The organism is Paenibacillus thiaminolyticus, assembly GCF_003591545.1.
Classification (GTDB): domain Bacteria; phylum Bacillota; class Bacilli; order Paenibacillales; family Paenibacillaceae; genus Paenibacillus_B; species Paenibacillus_B thiaminolyticus_A.
Genome location: NZ_QYZD01000014.1, coordinates 111,419 through 132,291 on the forward strand (window position 1 = coordinate 111,419; position 20,873 = coordinate 132,291).

Below are 20,873 nucleotides of genomic sequence, written 5' to 3' on the forward strand. Positions count from 1 at the left end.
ATACTCTCTCCCGCTTATTGGATTTGACTCATCAAGCTTTCTAGTTCTTCTAGAGTCAAGCCCTTTAATGAAATATCACTAGGTGTTAACTCCGTTTTATCTTTACTTAAGCAATGTTCAATGATTTCCTGAAGACTTGTTCGCATTAATTCAGAAAATTGCTCTATCGTCTGTCTCCGGTATTGCTTGGAGCTATAGTTAATGTAAAGCAGCATTCTGCCTTCTGTAATTAAGCAATTGATGTCAAGTACATACGTTCTGTTCTGTTCCTCACTCATTAGTGAACCTGTTGAATAAGGGGATACCTTCATTCCGCTGTTTTGAAAATCTTGATCGAATTGTCCCAGATAATTAAAGCTGATTTCTGGTCGGGATCTAAGCAAGCGGTCATCTTCCGTCCCAGATAAATACCGCAATATACCGTAACCGATTCCTTTGTTTGGAATACGGTGTATTTCTTCTTTAACTGTTTTAATATGTTTGGAAATATCTTTTCCAGTCTCGATCTGAAGAATAATCGGATACTGCGTTGTAAACCATCCAACCGTACGAGTGATATCGATTTCGGAGATAATCTGTTCCCTGCCATGTCCTTCAAGGCTTACAACTACTTTTTCCATTCCCGTCCATTTGTGAATCGCCCTACCTAACGCAGTTAACAACAGATCGTTTATTTCCGTGTTGTACGCTCGATGCACATGTTTTAGTAAATCCTCGGTTTCCTGCTCCGTCCATTGGATGCAGATGTTTTCGCTATCCTTATTAAGCCCGTTGTCACTTTCAAAATCTTTGGGCAGAGACTTGATTACAAACTGGTCGACTTGTTGCCAATACTTACGTTCACGCTCTATTTCTTGACCGCTCGCATAGAGAACTAATTTTTCTGCCCACAATTTGAATGAATCAGACTTTTGCGTGAGCCGAATGCGTTCTCCATTCAGCGCTTGTTCATAACCTGTATTGATATCTTCAAACAACACCCGCCACGAAACCGTATCTATTACCAAATGATGAATAGCAATCAGCAAATGGTCTCCATCAGCACATCGGAACAAGCCAAGTTTCATTAATGGACCTTCGCTGATATGAATCCTGCTTTGAATCTGATTCGCTATGGTTTCGATCCTGTGGCCAATGTTTGCTTCTCCCCTCAGATCAAACACCTCAAGCGAGTATAATTCACCTTCTGTGACTCCACGATTCCAAGCTTCAAATCCCTGTTCACGCTTTAGGAATACCGTACGGAGCACGTCATGATGCTCAACAATTTCGTCTATTACTCTACGCAGCAATGATTCATCAAATCCTTGCTCCCGAACTAACATAAATGCTTGGTTATAGTGATCCGGAGCCACTGCCTTTTCTTCAAAAAACCATTTCTGAATCGGTGTTAACATTATCTTTCCAGTTACTTCACCTTGCTCAGCCATCCTGCTTATCGGTTTAATATATAGACTTAATTCAGTTATGGATGGAAATTTGAATAATTCTTTCATCCCTACTTTATAGCCTGCTTGGTGCAGTCTGGACGACACTTGGATGGACTTGATCGAGTCACCTCCAAGATCAAAGAAGTTATCTAATATTCCAATCGGTTCAGTCCCTAATACGCTCTCCCAGATAGAAACCAGGATTTCCTCTTCCTTTGTTCGAGGTGGCACATATTCCGATCCTGTTTGCATCCTTCCTTCTATAGCAGATAACGATTTACGATCAATCTTGCCATTTGGGGTTAGCGGCATTTTATCCAATTGCACGAAGTTGGAAGGAAGCATATAGGCAGGCAGCTCTAGTGACAGTTCTTCTCTAAGTTGGCGAACAGTCAAGGTATGGTTTCCGACAAAGTAGGCATATAATTGGTTTATTCTATCTTCGTTTTCTTTTGCAATCACGATTGCTTCTTGAACAGATTCTACTTTCAGAAGTGCAGCTTCCACCTCGCCAAGTTCAATTCTGTATCCTCGAATTTTCACTTGATGATCGATTCGTCCCAAATATTCGATATCCCCATCTGGTAACCATCGTGCTAGGTCTCCAGTTCTGTACATTTTCTCTCCAGGGATGAATGGGTTGTCTACGAACTTCTCTGCTGTTAAGTCCGGTCTGTTTATGTAGCCTCTCGCCAAACCAGCCCCCGAAACATACAATTCCCCTTCCACCCCAACAGGTTGTAGACGTTGATATCGGTCGAGTATATACGTTTGCAAAGTTGGTATTGGTTTTCCAATATTACATTTTCCTTTTGTAATCTCATATTCCGTTATTTCTTTAAACGTAACATGAACAGTTGTCTCCGTTATCCCATACATGTTAATCAACTGTGTTGATGGGTATTTTATCTTCCATTCTTTCAATAACGAAGGACTAAGCGCTTCTCCTCCGAAAATAATTTTCCTTAACTTTAGTTCTGCTCTCTTATCTTTCATTTCTTCCTGGAGCAATTGATAAAAATAGGTTGGTGTTTGATTTAATATCGTAACGCTTTGAGATTTCAATAATTGCAGGAATTGTTCAGGGTTTTTCGCAGTGAGTTGGGGGACGATAATTAATTTTCCGCCATAGAGAAGTGCACCGTACATTTCCCACACTGAAAAATCAAAACAAAACGAGTGGAAAAACGTCCATGTATCCGCATTATTAAAATCAAACAAATTTTTACTATTAAATAACAAACGGACAACGTTTTTATGCTCAATTAGTGTACCTTTAGGTTTTCCTGTCGTACCGGAAGTATAAATCACATACGCCAGGTTGGTTGGCCCTGCTATGGACTCCAGATTTGAACCATCCTCATGATAAGAGTTATCATCATCCAACAGAATGCAGTGACCGTCAAAAGTTACGCTTTCATTTAAATGACGTTGCACTAATAAGACCTGTACTCCCGAATCCTGTATCATATATTGAATTCGTTCTTCTGGATATTCAGGATCGATCGGCACATAAGCTCCCCCAGCTTTTAATACAGCCAGCATACCAATGATCATCTCGAACGAGCGTTCCGCCATAATTCCGATTAATTGATCAGCCCGTACTCCTTTCATTCTTAATGATCGTGCTAACTGATTGGCCAGTTCATTAAGTTTTCTAAAGGAGAGTTCATTATCTTCAAATACTAATGCCACTTTTTCCGGTGTGCGTTCCGCTTGTTCTTCCAATATGCGATGAATGGTTTTCTCATTTGGATAATCGGCCCTTGTGTCATTAAAATCAATCAACAGCAATTGCTTTTCCTTTTCACTGAGCAGGGATATCTTATAAATGTATTCGTCAGGACATTCGATAATTTGTTGCATTATATCAGTGAGGTTTTCAAGTAATTTTTCCATTTCTGTATCATTAAATAATTGAGCACGATATTCGAGAAATATTTCTATATAATTATCATCTATCTGTTCAACTATCCGTAGAAGCAAGTCATTCTCAAGATCCCCACAAAAATTATGTTCGAGCTTGATTTTTATCTCTTCTAAGTTCCTCAGACTCACTGACCGATATTCCATTGCAATCCCAAAAAGTCTGTGTAAATACTGGTTTTTATGTACTTCCTTCAAACGTTGAATTAATTCGTTATAGGGATATTTTTGATGAAGCATCATAACAGACTGTTCCTTTGAGACACGTTGAAGAAATGAAAGCACTTCTTCTTCTGGATCAATAAAAGTTCTAACAGCAACAGTACTGGCAAACATCCCCATCGTATCTTTTTCTTTTTTTGTCATCCTGTTCGAATAATTGGTTCCAATTACAAGATCTTGTTCACTAGTAATCTTGTTCATGTAAATATAAAAAGCAGATAAAAAGAAGGTAAATATATTGATCTTGTTTTGCTGACAAAATACTTTAATCTTATTGTAGAAACTATCACTGAGAACTAAGCATTTTCTTTCACCGTTCGTACTCGTTACTAAAGGATCATTAGGCTTCAGTCCTGTAACTCCTGGAAGTGACTGAAATCTGTCTAGCCAAAATAGTTCATCTTTTTGATAACGCTCCGAAGCTTGATATTCTCGCTCAGACTCAATATAATCAAGGTATGAAGTTAACTTCGTATTTACCTCGCTAACACCACTTTTAATATCTACATAATTCCGGGTTATCTGATCGCAGACCATTGCCATAGTCATTCCATCAGAAATGATATGATGCATCTTGTAATTGAACCCGTATTCTTCCTCATTGATTTTGTAGATAACAAATTCGTATAACTGTGAATTATACAACTCCATAATTTTTTTGTTATGATCATGGAACCATTCTTCAGATTTTAAACCTGATTTATTATTTGAAAAATCGATATATTCAATTTCCTCATACCTGTACGGAGCGATATACTGTTTTACTTCACCATTTTCATTTCCTATTCTGATGCGAAAAGCATCATTTTGTTGAATAACTTTTTGTATGGATTGTTGTAGAATATCCACATTAATTTGACCTCTCAACGGTATTGTGCCAGAAAGAATACACGTCGTTGTGTTCGGGTATAATAAATCGGTGTACCATATTCTTTTTTGTGCATTCGTTAAGGGAAAGAATGTTCTACCCATTGTTTTTCGTTCACTCCTCGTGCTTTTTTCTGAACTAGGGGTGGGAGTTACGGTCACAATTATGTTACGCAAAATAGTAGTTCTGCTTTAGCGGCAATTTCACTATCATTAATTTTTGCAATTCCTTCCATAATAACAGCATTGCTAGTCATTTTAATTACACTGCAATGATAAAATAATTGATCGCCCGGATTAACTTGCTTTATGAACTTCGCCTTAACTGAAGATAGTAGAAAAGCAGATTTATGATTGTTTTTAGCCTGATCCTTTGTATGAACTTGTCCCCTGCTTAGTTGAAACAATAAAATTCCTGCTTGAGCGATTCCTTCAATAATCAAAACTCCTGGGAAAATAGCTTGATCTGGAAAATGTCCTGGAATCATCCATTCATTTCCTGATATATTTTTTAAGCATATGATGGAGTTGTTTTCCTCATAATCTTCGATTCTGTCAACAAGAATAAAAGGATATGCTTGTGGCAGAAGTTTTTTTATTTCATTGAAATTAATTTTTAAGGACATATGCGATGTATCCCCCGGATATATACTGTAATTATTTGTTCTATGAAAGCTCCAAAAAATGGTTTTCAATGAATTAGGGCTGCTGTACCTATTCCCCGTTCCAAAGAATAAGCATTCTCAGCAACTCCTAATTGCATTGAAATGATTAGACGATTTCTTTTACAAGAACGGAGCTTACTCCCCCAAAAACGTCATTTGCCGTTAACAATACATTCCGAATTTGGTTCGAATGGCTATTATGCAAGGAATTGTTAGGAGCTATTTTATTTTTTATTGCATGTATTGATGTAAATAGTTGAAACAACCCGCTTGCACCACTTGTTTCGCCAGTTGTTCTTTTTATCGCTGCGATTGGAGTTTGATCATTACCCAACGTTTCATTGATAGCTGCCCATTCAATTTTATCTTGTACTGGTAAGCCATTAGCCCCAGACACAATCAGATCGACTTGATTCGTTGTAAGATTTGCTTTTTGAATGGTATTATTCATGCATCGGACGAATCCTCTTACTCTAGCATTGTGGTTATCCATAGGAGCAAAGCAAGTATTCCAAGAAACAACTTCCCCCAAAATCGTTGCACCGCGCCCAATTGCATCATCCAACCGTTCTAACACAACCGCACATGAGCCTTCGCCAGGTATTACTCCACTACTTTGTGAATTGAATATTTCGCCAGCCATTTCAAAATCTTTTTGAGGTATCAATCCTGCATTTTTATAGTACCAATTTATTTCATCATTCCATTCCTCTGTGCCACCAACGACTATAGTATCAGCCTTTTTATTTCTTAACATAAAAATGGCATAACCGAGAGCGTCTAACCCCGCGCATGCCCCGGTTGAGATTGTTGTATTAAGGGCTCTGGATTGAATACGGATAGCTAAATAGGATGCAGGAGAATTAACAAGGGTATTCGGTGACTCCAATGGACTAACATACCTTGGCCCTTCAGTTATCGTTGTTTTATCGTACTGAGAGCTCATTTTAAACCCAGAATAATTCGTACTCACCACGACACCTAATCTGTCCGGATTTATCGTTTCCATATCGATCGATGCATCTCTTAAAGCTAAAATAGATGCAGCGGATAAAAACAATGAACAGGGGTGCATAAACTGCAATCCTTTTTTACCGAGCAAATCGGATGCTTGAAAATTATCAACCCGAACTACTTTAGGATTTTCGGAGTAATTCGAATGTGGAACAAATGTGGGAGAAGTCCCTTTTCTAATAGCTGACCATAAAGCTTCATCATTTACACCATACGAAGAGACGGTACCCATGCCGGTTACTACGATGCGATTATTTGAGTTCGTCATGAAGTAACCTCCTTTAGAACAACAGTGGATATATTTCCGCCAAAAGCATATGAATTGCTCATAGCGACATGCACTGGTTGATGTATGGCTTGATTTGCAGCAATATTCTTGACACATTCAGGATCAAGTTCTGTAACATTCATAGTTGGGGGGATAACGGAGTTATGAATCGCTAAAGCGCAAGTAACAGCTTCAATAGCACTGGCTGCTCCCATGGTGTGCCCAAGCATAGACTTAATAGAACTGATCGGAATAGAATCTGTCCGATCACCAAACATTGAGGATATAGCAATAGATTCAATGTAATCGTTCGCTTTGGTTCCCGTTCCATGCGCATTGATGTAACAGATCTGTGTCTTATCAATACTTGCAGTTTCTATTGCTCTCTCCATTGCTAGTATTGCTCCAACCCCTTCAGGATGAGGAGCTGTAGGATGGTGTGCATCACAGGATAGACCGTACCCTATAAGTTCAGCATATATGGTTGCTTTGCGTTGTTTTGCTTTTTCCATATCTTCCAGAACTAAACTAGCAGCTCCCTCACTCACCATCATTCCTTTTCTATCTTTGGTAAATGGTTGGCACACTTCCGGAGCTATGGCGCCCAGGCGATGAAATAGTGTATAACAACATCTTGATATTCCATCAGCCCCTCCTACAATAGCTGCATCAATAACCCCTTCTTGTATCAAATCGACTCCACAGCTAATCGCATAATTACCAGCTGCACATGCCGTAGGAATCGTTAAACTTGGACCTTCGCAGCCAAGCTCAGTGGACACGGAGTTGGCTATATATGCCAGAGGGTAGTTCAAAACTCTCTCCGGTAAAATCTTTCCTTCTCCACTCAACTCCTGATCATGTGCCTCTTCCATAATAGAAAGATTTCCAAACGTTGTACCCATACATACACCAACCCGTTCATTAGCATATGTATCCGACTCCAATTTAGCGTCATTATAAGCCATTCGTGAAGCTGCCACAGCTAACTGTGAAGTTCTCCCCACTCGTTCGGGGCGCAGTTTATGCAGCATTGTAGCAGGGTCCATATCCGTTACTTCCCCGCCACGGTGAACGTTATAAATCGATGTATCGAATGAACTTATTTCTTTTGTGCCAATTTCTCCGGAAATCAACGCGTTCCAGAATTTATCAATTCCGGATCCAATAGGAGATAGAACGCCAAGTCCCGTTATAGCGATACGCCTCTTCATTTCACCACTCCTCAAGATTAAGCCGTTTGCATTTCACTTATGATTTCTTGAACACAGAGACAGGTTTGATGCAGATTTGTTAAACGTGGCAAGTCGCTTTCCGGAACGGTAATCTTAAATTTTTTTTCAATACGAGCCACAATTTCAATAGTCATCATTGAATCGATACCCAAATCTTCAATAAAGTTTTGATCCTCTTCAAAATCTTCTATTTCTGTAATCTCCATAACAATTGTTTTCAAGATTTCTTTAATATTTTGCTCATTCATAGTAAAACCTCCAATATTTATATTTTTTTGAAACCACATCTTCGAATTATACGTGTAACCCGCCATCAACTGTAATCACACTTCCTGTGATGTAACTTGATTTCAATAAAAAACATATGGCATCTGCAACTTCAGACGGTTCCCCAACTCTGCCAAGAGGGATCTCTTGCCGTATTTTCTCCTTATGGTTATCGGGAATGGTCCTCCACATATCTGTTTCTATATAACCTGGAGCAACGGCATTTACCGTTATTCCATATCTCGATACTTCCTTCGCTAACGTTTTTACAAAGCCGATTTGGCCAGCTTTCGTAGTAGAATAGTTTGCTTGTCCAGGAATTCCCTTCATTCCGCTTACAGAGCTAACGCAAACGATTCTTCCGTATTTTTGTTTCATGAAATCGTAAATGGCAGCTCGTGCATAGTTAAATGTACCTTTCAGATTGACTTGCATCGTAGCGTCCCAATCTTCTTCATTCATCAAATAGAATGACTTGTCCTTCGTTATGCCGGCATTAATAATGACTCCATGCAATTGCTTGAAGCGATCCTTTACTTTTTCAATAGTAAGTTTTGCTTGAGAAAAGTCTTGTACATCTGCATGAATAGCCAGAATTCGGCCTTTCTCCCCTAGCATGGAACAAAGTTCATCGGCAGCTTCCTTGTTGCTTTGATAAGTAAAACCAACATTTGCTCCTGCCTCGATAAGGGCCGTAACTGTGGCTTTACCGATACCACGCGTCCCGCCCGTAACTAAAAATGTTTGTCCTGTAAGCAATAGAAACCTCCTTCTGATCGGTACAGCTAAGCTAAATTATTAATAAATCTTATGATGCTTAGCGGGACCAATTCCCCGTCAATTCCATTCTCCTTTTTTACCTATAATGGTGTAAACCCCCATTACCTCGTGGATTATACCATTAGAAGAGAATATTTGGTATAGTCTATTTAGGTAAAAATAGGATTCTGTGTAAATTAATAAGAAGTTTTTCTATTTTTTTAACCAAGGGCAAAGTTAACTGTGAAGGAGAGGTGCATCAAGGAGAAGACATGACCAGCGCATCTCCTCGTGTTAATAGGAAGGGCTATTCATCATGTCGATCTCATGTCCAAGTTGCTTCGAGGGGGATTCAATCCGCTGGCATTTTATCTACTCATGGTCTTCACGACGATTAGGATAGTTCCTTCCTTTTTGAGTATTCCCATAGATTTTATCAACATTCTGCGCATGTGATGGCTCTGTCTAGTTATCTCGATGTAGCATCGGTGATATAATCGTATGGATTGCGGCCTGCCGTTTGTGAAAAAAATCTGGGTTTAGGAAAACCGGCTATATCTTAATTTCCCTTCCTGATCATAGAACGCCTTGAATCCGCTGCGGATCAAGGCGTTTGTTTTGGGCGCACGCGGCGCCGGACAAGGACGAAGGCGAGCGAGCCGACGAACATGAGCGTCGCTGCCAAGCCCACCATATATAGCGTTCCTTTTGTATGAATCCAATGAACCGCCGCCTCCCAATGAACTCCGACGAAATGTCCTATCGTTAAAAAAGTGGCGACCCAGATCAACGCTCCCGTTCCGGCTGCAAATAAATAAAGAGACCAATTCATCCGTGCCATTCCGGCCAGGTAACAGGTCAAGTGGCGCAAGCCAGGAACAAAGTACCCGAAGACGATGGCCCATGGACCGAACCGCTGGAACCAGCGCTCGGTGCGTTCCACCCGGGCAGGCGTCAGCTTCACCCGCTTGCCGTGCCGATCCAGCAACGGCTTGCCAACCCTCCGTCCCACGATGTAGCTGACCGTCATGCCGGTCATGCTCCCGGCAAGACATACGGCGAAGGCCGCCACATAACCGAACGGCCCTTCCACTGTCAAGCTGCCGACGAATACCATGATCGTCTCATCCGGTATCGGCAGTCCGACGATGCCAAGCGCGAGCAAAAAAAATAAAGCTATGTACCCGAAATGGGTCAATGCCCATGTAATCTCTAGCAATCAAGGCTCCTCCTCTCACTTCTTAACTATCTTACCATATTGAGGGAGTCATGTCCGGCCCAAGCTTATCATACGTATAGTAATGCGAACAAGCTATAGCTCAATCCTTCGCACCAAGCTTCGTCGGACAAGGAGGCGCCTAATCGTTGAGACAGACGCTGCGGATATTACAAATTGCTTTCACTTATGTCGGAACCGTCGTCGGAGCCGGGTTCGCGACGGGTCAGGAGATTTTGCAATTTTTCACCAAATACGGATGGATCGCTTCCCTCACGATCGGAGTGTCCACCATCATCTTTCTCTCCCTCGGAACGAAGCTGATGCTGATTGCCCATCAGATCCAGGCCCGTTCCTATGAGGATGTGAACCATTATTTGTTCGGCTCCCGGATGGGCGGCTGGGTCAGTATTTTCGCGATGATCGTCATTGTGTGCGTGAACGGGGTCATGCTCGCCGGCGCGGGCTCCGTCTTCGTCCAGCAATTGAATTTTCACTACCAGACCGGACTGCTGCTGACGGTCGTAGCCTCCTATTTCATCATCAATCGAGGAATGAGCGCGATATTGAGCCTGAACTCGCTCGTCGTGCCGACGATGCTCGTCTTCACCGTCATTATCGTGACCAACACGCTGCATATGCCGAACGCAGGCCGGGTTTTCACCATGACGACGGATAAATCGTGGTATGCCGCTTGGACCGCTCCGCTGCTGTACAGCGCGTTCAATCTGGCGATGGCCCAGGCGGTGCTCGTCCCGCTGGGCGCCTCAATGCCGAACAAGAAAATCATACGTATCGGGGGAGCGATCGGGGGCGTTCTCATCGGTGTGCTGCTGCTGGCAGGCCATCTGGCTCTTTCTGTGCATATGCCTGGCATACAGCAGTTCGACATTCCGATGGGGGAGATCGCGCATACGCTCGGCCTCACCATCCAGCTCATTTATGTCCTGCTCATCTTTTCGGAAATATTCACGACCTTCATCGCCGATCTATACGGCATTACGCTCCAACTCCACCAACGCACCGGAATGCCGAAGAAGCTGATATCAGCGCTTATTATGATGATATGCTATATCATCAGCCAGTTCGGCTTCCGCAATCTGCTCTCGTTCCTGTACCCGTTGTTCGGCATGTTCAGCCTCATATGGCTCTATTTGCTGCTGCGGGCGGCCCAACCGGCGAAGCCCGGGCCGCCACCGCCCATCGCCCCTTCTCCCGAGGCAGGGAAGATCAGGCTGAAGCCGCTGCCGCGCAAAAAATGACGAGCACGCCATCTTGCTATGCAGCTTGCCAAGTCAAGGCTGCTTCGGGACTTGCCTGGCATCCGCCGCTGCGCTTCGCGCTTGCGGCGGATGCTTTTGTTTTGTCTGCCGCAGTGCCCTGTTCCCTATTACGTTCTTATAGCGTACACACAACAATTTCTAGGTCCGTCTCGGCAAACACTTCTTTTATAATCTCTCTCTCACTTTTCCCCGCTGCAGCTTATCAAGACCGCAGCCGACCTGCGGTATGGCCAGCGCCGTAATGCCTTCCTCCAAGCATACGACTCTCATCGAGACAACGGCTTGTATCAATGCTTCATAGGTTGGCTGCTTGAATCTTTTTTGAACTCGACCGCAATCCCGGGCCGACATAAGGAATAAATTCCCCAAGGCGCGCCATGCCGGCCTCGATTCCATCTTGCCGCAGCTTATCCGATCGGCCCCAGCTCCACAATGCGCACATCCGCCACCTCATCCCGGAACGCCTTCGCCAGATGCGGATGGCAGGTCGTCATCACGATTTGATGAGACGATGAGAGCCGATGCAGCGCTTGTACGGCTAGCCCCAGCCTCCTGCGGTCATAATTGACGAGAATGTCATCCAGAATCAGAGGAAGCGTCGCCTTAGGGGACATTTCTTCCGCCAAGGCGAAGCGCATCGCCAGATACAGCTGCTCCGCCGTTCCGCGGCTCAGCAGGGAACTGTCGATTATGCGCCCGTCTGCCCGTTCCACCTCCAGCCGCTTCGTGCCATACGGCGCCGTCACCCGGACATACCTTCCTTCGGTCATCGCCCGGAGATGAGCCGCCGCCCGCTTCAGCACCTCCGGCTGCTTCTCTTGCTCGTAGAGCCGCCTCGTCCGCTGGATCAGCGTTCGGGCTAGCGCCAGCACCGCATAGCGGGACGCCTGTTCGTCGAGCTTCGCTTCATTCATCGCCGCCTCGTGATGATGCGCCGCCCCCTCGACCTCGGCCGTCAGCCGCTCATGCTCTTCCCTCAACCGCCCGCGCTGCTCCTCGCCTTCGCTGCTACGAGCATCCCACCGCTCCAGCTCCGCTTGCAATTCAGCGGCACGCCGCTCCAGCTCGGCACCATCATAGTAGGTCAGCAGTTCCTCCAGCGGAGCCCACTGCTCCGGACTTCCACCGCGGTACACGATAGCCTCGCTCTCCTGCAGCGTCCGCTCCCATTCCTGCCGGCGGGCTTCGGCTTTCATCCGCAAGATGAACTCCGCTTCCTCCTTCGCGCCCGCTTCCGCCAGCAGCCGTTCCTTCCGCTTGCGGGCGTCCTCCGCTTCCCGGGCCGCCGCTTGACATAACTCCATGGCCGCTTCATGCTGCTCTACGCCGCGCTCATATTCCTGCTGCCGCTTCTCTTCGGCCTCCAGCCGTTCCAGCAACCGATACAGCTCCCCGATGGAAGAGAAGCCCCGGCGTCCCGCCGCTTCGTCCGGGAGGCCATCCTCCGAATCCGTCCCCTCCGCTTCCCGGCGCTCGGCCGCCACGGCCGCTTCGCCGTCTCCTTCGGCAGCTCCCCAGGCAGCCTTCAGCAGCCGGGCGCATTCCTGCTCGACCTCCTCGATCTGCCGCCGCAGACGGGAGGCTCGCTCCAGCAGCCGTTCCCGCTGGCTCTCCATATCGAGCGCCTGCTCCACCCGGCGGAGATGCTCCAGCGCGCCGGCAGGGCTGAGCGACTCCGGCAGCCCGCGCTCCAGCAGCCAGCCGCGCCAGCGCCCGGCAGCCCCCCTCTCCGCCGTCAGGGCTGCCTCGTCTTCATCCGCCAACGCATCGGCCCGCCGCCCGGCGGCAGCGGCACCCTCGGCCGCATGCCGGGCACGATCGGCCAGCTGCGCCTGCTCGCGCGTCCACTCGGCCGTATCGGCCAGCACCAACGCCAGCGCCTGCTGCTCCGCAGCGTCAGGCAGCGCCGCGCCGCCGCGCCCGGGCCAGAGCGGGCCAAGCAGCCCCCGCAGCGCTTCGGCCTGCAGCACGGCCATGCGTTCGGCCGCGCTGCCCTCGTCCGCGGGGCCTCCAGCCCCAGCCCGGCCGGCGTGCCCGCTGCGGCTGGCATACGCCCACGCGAGCGTCCCGGCGAGGCCGACGGCCGCCACCGCCCCGGCGGCCAGCCATTGGCCCGCCGCGAAGCCGAGCAGCGCGGCCAACAGCAGCGCGCCGCCGCCGAAGGCGTACGCGCCGGCCGCGGCCGGGCTGCGGCGCTCCCCGGCGGCCCGAGCCGCCCGGCCCGCCCGGCCGGTTGGCCGCGCCGGAGCCAGGGCCTGCCGCGACGCGAGCGCGTCCTGCAGCGCCTGGCCGCGGCGCACGGCCTCCTCGGCTTGGGCCGGCGTCGGCGCGAAGCCGGTGCCGCGCACGCCGGCCGCCGTATGCCGCGCGAGCGCGCGCTCTGCTTCGCGGCGTTCGGCCTCAGCCGCGTCCGCCTCGCGGGCCGCCCGCTGGGCCGCAGCGGCGGCCTGGGCCTGCGCCCGGCTCAAGGCATCGGCCTCCGTCTGCGCGGCCCGGGCCTGCTCCGCCTGCGTAAAGCTCGCGCCGCAGGCAAGCAGCCGCTCCGGCGTCCAGCCGGAATCCGTCTGGCGGGCCAGGCGGCGCAGCTCCGCCGCAAGCCGCGCGGCTTCCGCCTCGGTCTCAGCGGCGGTCTCCTGCCAGTGGCGGACCGCATCCGCCTGCCGGGCCAAGCGGCGTGCCTCGGGCGCGAGCGCCAGCAGCGCCCCCTGCGGGCGCAGCGCGGCGAGCCGCCGTTCCCACGCGGACCGCTGCTCCTCCGCGCGGGCGAGCGCCGCCTCCGCCTCGGCCAGTCGGCGCTCGTTCGCCTCCCAACGCGCGGCGGCATCGGGCGGCCAATCCGCGTGTGGCGGCAGTCCCGCCAGCGCTTCGCGGGCCGCGACGAGGCGCACCCACGTCTCGCTGACATGGGCGGCGCGCTCCGTCAAGGCCAACGCCTCGCGGACGGAGCGGCGCGCGGCGGCAGCCGCATCAAGCCCGGCGTCCGCTTCCGCCAGCCGCGCTTCCACGTCGGCAAGCCGCGCCGCCTGCGCCTGGCCTTCCCGCCGCGTCCGGTCCGCCCTATCGAGCGCCTGCAGCGTATGCGCCAGGTCCTGCGCGCGGCCGCGCGGCTTATACAGCTTGTCCGCTTCCTGCTGCAGCCACCGTTCCGCCTCGGCGACCTGACGGCCGCCCCCGAGGCCGGTATCGTACAGGAAAGCGCCGACCTCGTCGCCCTGGAGCGCCTGCAGCGTATGGAGCTCGTCCAGTGTAATCGCGAACAGACGCCGGAACAGCTCCCCGTTCAGGCCGCCCAGCAGCTCCGTCTCCAGCGCGGCCTGGGTCATCCGGTCCAGGCGGCCGTCGGCCCCCCGGCGGTGGATGACCGTCTGCACGCTTCCGTTCCGCTCCAGGCGCTCGATCCGCCATTCCTGTCCTTGATCGTCCTCCACGGCAAGCCGCCCGCCGTAGACGCCGCCTTCCGTGGGCTCATAGCGGCCGGCCGCGCCCCCGCGCTTCGGGAAGCCGTACAGCATTCCCCGCAGGAAGGCGGCAATCGTGCTTTTCCCCGCCTCATTCGGGCCGAGCAGCAGCGTAATGCCGCCGGGCTTCCCCGGCTCGGCCAGATCGAGCTCCAGATCTCGCAGCTCGCCGAAGCCGTTAACATGCAGATGCAGCAGCCTCATGATGCGCTCCCTCCTTCATGCAGCGCTTCGAGCGACAGCAGCATCGCTTCCTGCAGCCAGTCCTCCGCCGCCTCTTCCAGCTGATCGGCCAGCCATTGACGAAGCCGTGGCTGCGCCTGGAAGGCGCGAAGCGCTTCGGCCAGCAGTTCATCCCGCAGGGCGCTGTCCTGCCTGCCCCGATCCGCCAGCCGGACCAGATCGCCGAGGAAGCTGTCCGACTCCATCCAGACGGCAGGATCCAGATCAGGGCGGCACCGCATGCGAACCTCGGCGATCCATACCCCGTCCGTCGAACCGGAACGCTCCATCCGTTCCAGTTCCTGCTCGTTGGCCGCAGCCGCCCACTGCTGCTCCAACGATTGGCGCTGCAGCTCGCGGTAGAGGGCCGTGCGCCCGACGAGCGTAAGGCGCGCGAAGACGAGGCGGCTGCCGCTCTGCTGGCGTAATCCGGCCAGCGCTGCGTCCAGCCGTTCCATCACCTGCTGCATATCGCCGAGATCCGCGATATCGACGGCCTCATCGTACCAGCGGACTTGATCGAGCGGCTCGAATCGCAGTGACACATGACGCCGCTCGTCCACCTCGACGACGTAAGCGCCCTTCGCCCCGGTCTCCTTGACATGCCGTCCCTGCGTATTGCCGGGATAGACGATATACGGGGACACATGGAGCACTTCCCGCAGATGAATATGGCCGAGCGCCCAATAATCGTACCCGGCAGCGATAAGCTCCCGCTTGGAGCAGGGCGCATACGGATCATGGCCCGGCCGCCCGTCGACCGTCCCATGCAGCATGCCGATACGGAACAAGCGGGCCCGCTCCGGCAAGCCGTCCGCCTCTGCAGCAGCCAGCGCCTTCTCCGGCTCGGACGGATAACGCGCGGCCAGATTATCCCTTACTGCGGACTCGCCGTAAGACATCCCGGCGATCACCGCCAGCGGCGTCCCGTCGGCGCGGCTGGCCAACGCCATGCCGGGCGCGCCGGTGCCGAAGACGGTCACATTGTCCGGCCATGCCCACTGCACGCCTTCATGCAGCGGATCGTGATTGCCGTGAATCAGATAGACCGCAATCCGGTGCGCCGCCAGCCGTTCCATTCCCCGCTGGAGACGCCACTGAGCCTTGAGCGACCGATCCTTGCCGTCATACAGGTCGCCGCTGACGACGACGAATGCGGCCTGCTCCCGCACCGCCAGATCCACGAGCGCGTCCCACGCGGCGAAGGTCGATTCGACGGCGCGCGAGCGCAGCGAAGCCGGCAGCTCCTTCAAGCCCCGGAACGGGCTGTCCACATGCAGGTCTGCCGCATGTATGAAGCGAAATGGTTTCAACTTCCTCTCTCCTCTCCTGTTCGTGCGCGAACGCCCGGCAGATGGCCGCCGGGCGTTCGCATGGCTGGATAGACATTCTCCAGACGGCGAAGTCATTCCGCCTTGACGCGGAAGCGGAGATAGATTCGCTTCAGATCGTTCACGACGCCGCTCAGCGAGTAATCCTGCTTCGCCTTCGTCCAGGCCGTCCGGGACAGCTCATAGCGGAACGCCGGGTCCGACATAACCCGTTCCAGCGCCACGGCGAGCGCGTCCGGATCGTCGACGGGCACGAGCAGCCCGTTCACGCCGTCGGTGATCTGCTCAGCGATGCCGCCGACATTCGTTCCCACCAGGGCGAGCCCGCACAGCGCCGCCTCCGCGAACACCGAGCCGAACGCCTCCGCGCGGGACGGCAGCACGAAGATATCCGAGAACGGCATGAACTCCTCCGGATGGAGCATATAGCCATAAAATATCGTCTCTTCATAGATGCCTAGCTCCTGAGCCAGTTGCTCCAGCTCCTCGCGGATCGGACCGTCGCCGATAATGTGGAGCACATAAGGACGGCCGCGCCGCTTCAGCTCGGCGCAAGCCCGGAGCAGCACATCAAGCCCCTTCGCCGGGACGAGGCGGCATACGACAATGAGCTGAGGCACTTCATTCTCATGGGCAATCGGCCGGAACCGCTTCTCGTCGAAGCCATTCGGCAGCACCTCGATCCGCTCCGGTCGAGCGACGTAGGGTGCCAGGTCATGCCGGAACGAATTCGATACCGTCATCATCAGATCGACATGCGCTTCCAGCTCCCCGTACAGGGAGGTCAAGAAGCGGAATTCCGGCCCGTCCGGCTCGATTTTTCCGTTCAGAAGCAGCTCCCGCTCATAGCTGGAGTGAACCGTCAGAACGACCGGCGACTCAGGGAAGAGCCGCTTCATCACCCAGCCGGCAATCGGATGATGGGCATGGATGAGATCATAAGAGGAGGTGATTCGCCGTCTCGTCCACCATATGTAGTCGCGGATCGTCTGAATATATTTGACGACGATCGGAGAATCGCCGTATGCGGTCCAGTCGAAGGTCGTGAACGCGATCTCCTCCTGTCCTTTGCCCCGCAGCCGCTTGGGCAGCGAGAACAGCTCCATCTCCCAGCGGGGGAGCTGGAACCGGTCTTGTATATATGGAACCATGGAGGACACGCCTCCCGGCTGTTCCGGCGGGAAAAACAACGCCTGCAATATTTTCATGCCAGCCTCCTTCATGTTGCTTTCGCTTTTCGATGTCTACCATTTATGATATATTAGAACATATGTTTCAGTAAAGACTACGCAAATGGAGCTATCGATTGCGATGAATCGGCTTTTTACCCCAGAGTTCTCCGGCAGCACCGCCGTCGCGGTGACGTCGGCGTGTATGATGTATATTTTGTTCATTATGCTTTTGATGACCGTTCGCCTCTATTCCAGGCAGCGTTCCGGAGCCTATATTCTATTCATCGCCGCCTTGCTTCTCATCGCGTTCGAGCGGACATTGAACCTAACCGATTATGAGTGGTTTCCCGGATGGTCCGACCAGTATGGCATAGGAAGAACCTCTCTGCAAGCGTTTTCTTTTCTGCTGATGAATCTGGCGGTGCTGCGGCTGTACAAGCGCAGCAACCGGAGAATGCGGATGTACGCGCTGACCGCTCTGCTGCTGCTGGCGGGCGCCGCCGCCCTGTCTCTCATCCTGGCGGAGCAGTACGGAATGTCCGCCAAGCCGACATGGCCGCTGATAGTCTATCATATGACGTTCACCGTATTCTGTTATTTCTGGATTGGCCCGCGTGCGGGACAGCGGGTGAAGTACGCGTTCACCCTGCTTGTCAATTTTTTGATGAACTTGTCGTCCGCCGTCAACTCGATTTATTTCGGCGGAATGAGCGCACTCCTGTTCTACTTGGAGCACGGGCTTCCGCTCGTTTATTTCACGCTCATGTTCTTCATTTTGTTCGAGCGCGTGGTCGAGCATCTACAGCGGACGTACCGCTCCTCGATTACCGACGGGCTGACCCAGCTGTACAATCGCCGCTACCTCTTCAAGGCGATGCAGAGCTATGCGCAGAAGGAGGCCGCCGTTTCGCTTATTTTTTGCGACATCGACAATTTCAAGCGCTTGAACGATACGCAGGGACATGACAAGGCGGATGATGAGCTGAAGCTGGTCTCCGCGATCATTCGGGAGGAAGTCGAAGAAGCCGGCATTCCGGGACGCTTCGGAGGCGAGGAACTGGTGGCGTTGATCGTCGATCCCTATGCCCGCGTGGAGCAGCTCGCCGAGAATATCCGCCGTAGGGTGGAGGCGGAGACAAGCGTTACCGTCAGCGTCGGCCACAGCACGCTGCGCAGCGGGATGACTCCCGAGGAGCTGGTAAGAGAAGCGGATCAGGCGATGTACCACTCGAAGACGACAGGCAAGAATCGAGTTACCGATTATGAGACGATCGGCAGCCCCCGCCGGCGCAAGCGCGCTTCCACGGGCGGCGGCCATTGAACAGAAGCGCCCCTGCCGGAATGAATTCCGGCAGGGGCGCTGTTCATCGCTCACTGCACATCGCGCTTCTGGAAGACGAAGAACGAGATGGCGAGCAGCACGGCAAAATATATAGCGTACATCATAAGGCTGAAGCCTATCGTCGCCCCCTCATATGGCAATTGGCCTTCTCCGAAATAAGGCCCCCAGTTTAAATGCGGGAACACCAGCCATTTGTACCATACCTTCTGATAGAGCATCATTGTGACGGTTCCGGCAAGAATCTGGAAAATGATCGGCAGCACGATGGACAAGCCCAGACTTCGGGTCAGCACCGCAATCATGAATGCCAGCGTCAGCTGAAAAGCAGCATCCGAGTAACCAAGAAAGAGCGCCACGACCGAATCCATCAAAGAAGCGTCCTCAGCGGACAGATTGAACAGCGCCGCGCCGACACCCAATCCAAGCAGCAAAATAATCATATAGGCCGCAAACAGCACAAGGAGCGCATTCACCCATTTCGAGGCCAGGACAAGCGCGCGGCTCGCCGGCCGGATTAACAATTGCTTGATCGTGCCGTCCTTGAATTCGTCCGTAATGGTCTGCGCCGCGACGATGATGATAAAGAACGTGGTCAGAGACCGGGCGATGGACACGAACGTATCGGCAAATCCCAAATAAGACATGGCTCCGTCCTTGAACACGAAAAACCGGGCGACAACGCCGAGCATCACCGCCATCAACGCGAGAAAAATATAATAATACGGGGCTTGCCGCTTGCTGTTCGTCTTCATCCATTCATTCTGGACGAGCGAGAAAAAGTAACTCATTCGATCCGGCCTCCTTTCGTCATCGTCAGGAAGGTATCTTCCAGCGTCGGCGCCGAGGTCCGGACCCCATAGATCGCGATGCCCGCGTGGACCAGCCTCTCGACGACCTGCGGAACCTCGTTCCGCATCACATTCACTGTGATGCCGGAACGCGCTTCGTCCAGGGACGCTGGCCAATCGGCCGCAGCGAGCGCCTGCAGCGCTTCCTCGGCCCGGTCCACGTCCAGATAGATCGTCGCCTGCCGCGCTTCCGCCACGTCTGCGGACGGATTCAGCTCCCGCTCCCCGACAAATTTGCCGTTCTGGATGATGACGACCCGATCGCACATCAATTCGATTTCCGAGAGCAGATGGCTCGATACGAGAATCGAGATTTTCTCCTCGCGCGCCAAGCGGCGCAAATAGTCGCGCAGCTGCCGGATGCCGGCCGGATCGAGCCCGTTCGTCGGCTCGTCCAATATCAGAATCGAAGGATCGTGAAGCAGGGCCTGCGCGATGCCGAGCCGCTGCCGCATCCCTAGCGAGTAGTTCTTTACCTTTTTGTCTATCGCATTTTCGAGCTCGACGAGCCGTACGATTTCCTCGATCCGCTCCTCGCTGATCGACTTGCCGCTCAAGCGGGCGAAATGAAGCAGATTTTTGCGTCCGCTCATAAATTTGTACAGCTCCGGATTTTCGACGACCGCCCCGACATGAGTCATCGCTTTGGCCCGGTCGGTCCGAATGTCATGACCCTCAATCCGGATTCGTCCCGACGTCATGGACATCAGCCCGACGATCATGCGGATCGTCGTCGTCTTCCCTGCGCCGTTTGGACCGAGGAAGCCATAGACTTCCCCGCGCCGCACGCGGAACGACAAATTATCGATAATCGTTTTCCCCCGAATTTTCTTCGTCACGCCTTCCAATTCTACAACGGTATCATCGGTGGCTTGCATCGAATCTCACTCCTTCCATAATACAGCTGCTCATGTTGCTGTATCTCTCTGACTTACTTTACCGGATTCTTCCCTTCATTCCAACTGCGTAATCCACATTGCCGCGGCTGGCGATCGGACCGGACATCTATTTCGTACGCAATATCGGCCAACTCGTTTCGCTTGCCTCCAAATTCCTTCGGTTTGCAGGCCTTCTTTTCGCTCGGCGGCCCGGTTGGATCCAATCGTTGCGCGGATGCTTTGCTCTGCTGCGAGGGCTCATGTTCAGCGGCCAGAAGATGCTTGTCTATCATTGAATCATACGCTTCGGTTATAGTAAAATTGTAACGGCTTAACGATCATGAATCTGTACCGAGTATACACGCAAAGGTGGAAGCATGGATATGTTCGGATGGATGTAGTCCTTTTTGGCCATGTCATGACCGTACGCCGGATTCCGGCTCGCCGTTCAGGGCAAGCTACATGAGAAA

The 20,873-nt window shown here is 51.8% G+C and carries 15 protein-coding genes; 2 read left to right on the top strand and 13 right to left on the bottom strand.

What is annotated here, in order from left to right:
• Positions 1-14: 14 nt before the first annotated feature.
• From DQX05_RS16425 to DQX05_RS16455, 7 genes are all read right to left on the bottom strand, one after another.
• Positions 15-4,550 (bottom strand): non-ribosomal peptide synthetase, encoded by a 4,536-nt coding sequence (locus DQX05_RS16425; RefSeq protein ID WP_119794615.1) that lies wholly within the window; start codon positions 4,548-4,550, stop codon positions 15-17.
• A gap of 59 nt (positions 4,551-4,609) precedes the next feature.
• Positions 4,610-5,071, bottom strand: a complete 462-nt coding sequence (fabZ, locus tag DQX05_RS16430) for a 3-hydroxyacyl-ACP dehydratase FabZ (RefSeq protein ID WP_119794616.1) — start codon at positions 5,069-5,071, stop codon at positions 4,610-4,612.
• A gap of 145 nt (positions 5,072-5,216) precedes the next feature.
• Positions 5,217-6,392 (bottom strand): beta-ketoacyl-[acyl-carrier-protein] synthase family protein, encoded by a 1,176-nt coding sequence (locus DQX05_RS16435; protein WP_182914789.1) that lies wholly within the window; start codon positions 6,390-6,392, stop codon positions 5,217-5,219.
• Positions 6,389-7,606: a beta-ketoacyl-[acyl-carrier-protein] synthase family protein gene (locus DQX05_RS16440; RefSeq protein ID WP_119794618.1), complete on the bottom strand. Its 1,218-nt coding sequence runs from the start codon at positions 7,604-7,606 to the stop codon at positions 6,389-6,391. Before DQX05_RS16440 ends, DQX05_RS16435 begins: the two co-directional genes overlap by 4 nt.
• 17 nt (positions 7,607-7,623) lie before the next feature.
• A complete protein-coding gene (locus tag DQX05_RS16445; RefSeq protein WP_119794650.1) occupies positions 7,624-7,875 on the bottom strand; it encodes an acyl carrier protein in 252 nt (83 codons plus the stop codon).
• A 46-nt stretch (positions 7,876-7,921) separates the two neighbouring features.
• Positions 7,922-8,653 (bottom strand): 3-oxoacyl-ACP reductase FabG, encoded by a 732-nt coding sequence (gene fabG, locus DQX05_RS16450; RefSeq protein WP_119794619.1) that lies wholly within the window; start codon positions 8,651-8,653, stop codon positions 7,922-7,924.
• Between the two features lie 604 nt (positions 8,654-9,257).
• Positions 9,258-9,872, bottom strand: a complete 615-nt coding sequence (locus tag DQX05_RS16455) for a DedA family protein (RefSeq protein WP_119794620.1) — start codon at positions 9,870-9,872, stop codon at positions 9,258-9,260.
• Positions 9,873-10,018: 146 nt separating this feature from the next.
• Here DQX05_RS16455 and DQX05_RS16460 point away from each other — a divergent pair, with 146 nt between their 5' ends.
• On the top strand, positions 10,019-11,131 hold the full coding sequence (locus DQX05_RS16460) for a YkvI family membrane protein (protein ID WP_119794621.1): 1,113 nt from the start codon (positions 10,019-10,021) through the stop codon (positions 11,129-11,131).
• A 186-nt stretch (positions 11,132-11,317) separates the two neighbouring features.
• Here DQX05_RS16460 and DQX05_RS30895 read toward each other — a convergent pair whose 3' ends face one another.
• The 4 genes from DQX05_RS30895 to DQX05_RS16480 all read right to left on the bottom strand — a co-directional run bounded on the left by DQX05_RS30895 (position 11,318) and on the right by DQX05_RS16480 (position 17,371).
• Positions 11,318-11,503 (bottom strand): macro domain-containing protein, encoded by a 186-nt coding sequence (locus DQX05_RS30895; protein WP_119794622.1) that lies wholly within the window; start codon positions 11,501-11,503, stop codon positions 11,318-11,320.
• A gap of 56 nt (positions 11,504-11,559) precedes the next feature.
• A complete protein-coding gene (locus tag DQX05_RS16470; protein WP_119794623.1) occupies positions 11,560-14,814 on the bottom strand; it encodes an AAA family ATPase in 3,255 nt (1,084 codons plus the stop codon).
• A complete protein-coding gene (locus DQX05_RS16475; RefSeq protein ID WP_119794624.1) occupies positions 14,811-16,145 on the bottom strand; it encodes a metallophosphoesterase family protein in 1,335 nt (444 codons plus the stop codon). The genes DQX05_RS16470 and DQX05_RS16475 overlap by 4 nt, the downstream gene beginning before the upstream one ends.
• A 92-nt stretch (positions 16,146-16,237) precedes the next feature.
• Entirely contained in the window at positions 16,238-17,371 is a 1,134-nt protein-coding gene (locus DQX05_RS16480) for a glycosyltransferase family 4 protein (protein WP_119794625.1), read from the bottom strand.
• A 103-nt stretch (positions 17,372-17,474) separates the two neighbouring features.
• On the opposite strand from DQX05_RS16480, the gene DQX05_RS16485 reads away from it, so the two are divergent.
• Complete coding sequence (locus DQX05_RS16485; RefSeq protein WP_259392052.1) at positions 17,475-18,656, top strand: GGDEF domain-containing protein; 1,182 nt, start codon at positions 17,475-17,477, stop codon at positions 18,654-18,656.
• 50 nt (positions 18,657-18,706) lie between these two features.
• On the opposite strand, the gene DQX05_RS16490 is transcribed toward DQX05_RS16485, so the two are convergent.
• Both DQX05_RS16490 and DQX05_RS16495 read right to left on the bottom strand, forming a co-directional pair.
• A complete protein-coding gene (locus DQX05_RS16490; protein ID WP_119794627.1) occupies positions 18,707-19,465 on the bottom strand; it encodes an ABC transporter permease in 759 nt (252 codons plus the stop codon).
• On the bottom strand, positions 19,462-20,403 hold the full coding sequence (locus DQX05_RS16495; RefSeq protein WP_119794628.1) for an ABC transporter ATP-binding protein: 942 nt from the start codon (positions 20,401-20,403) through the stop codon (positions 19,462-19,464). Before DQX05_RS16495 ends, DQX05_RS16490 begins: the two co-directional genes overlap by 4 nt.
• Positions 20,404-20,873: the final 470 nt, after the last annotated feature.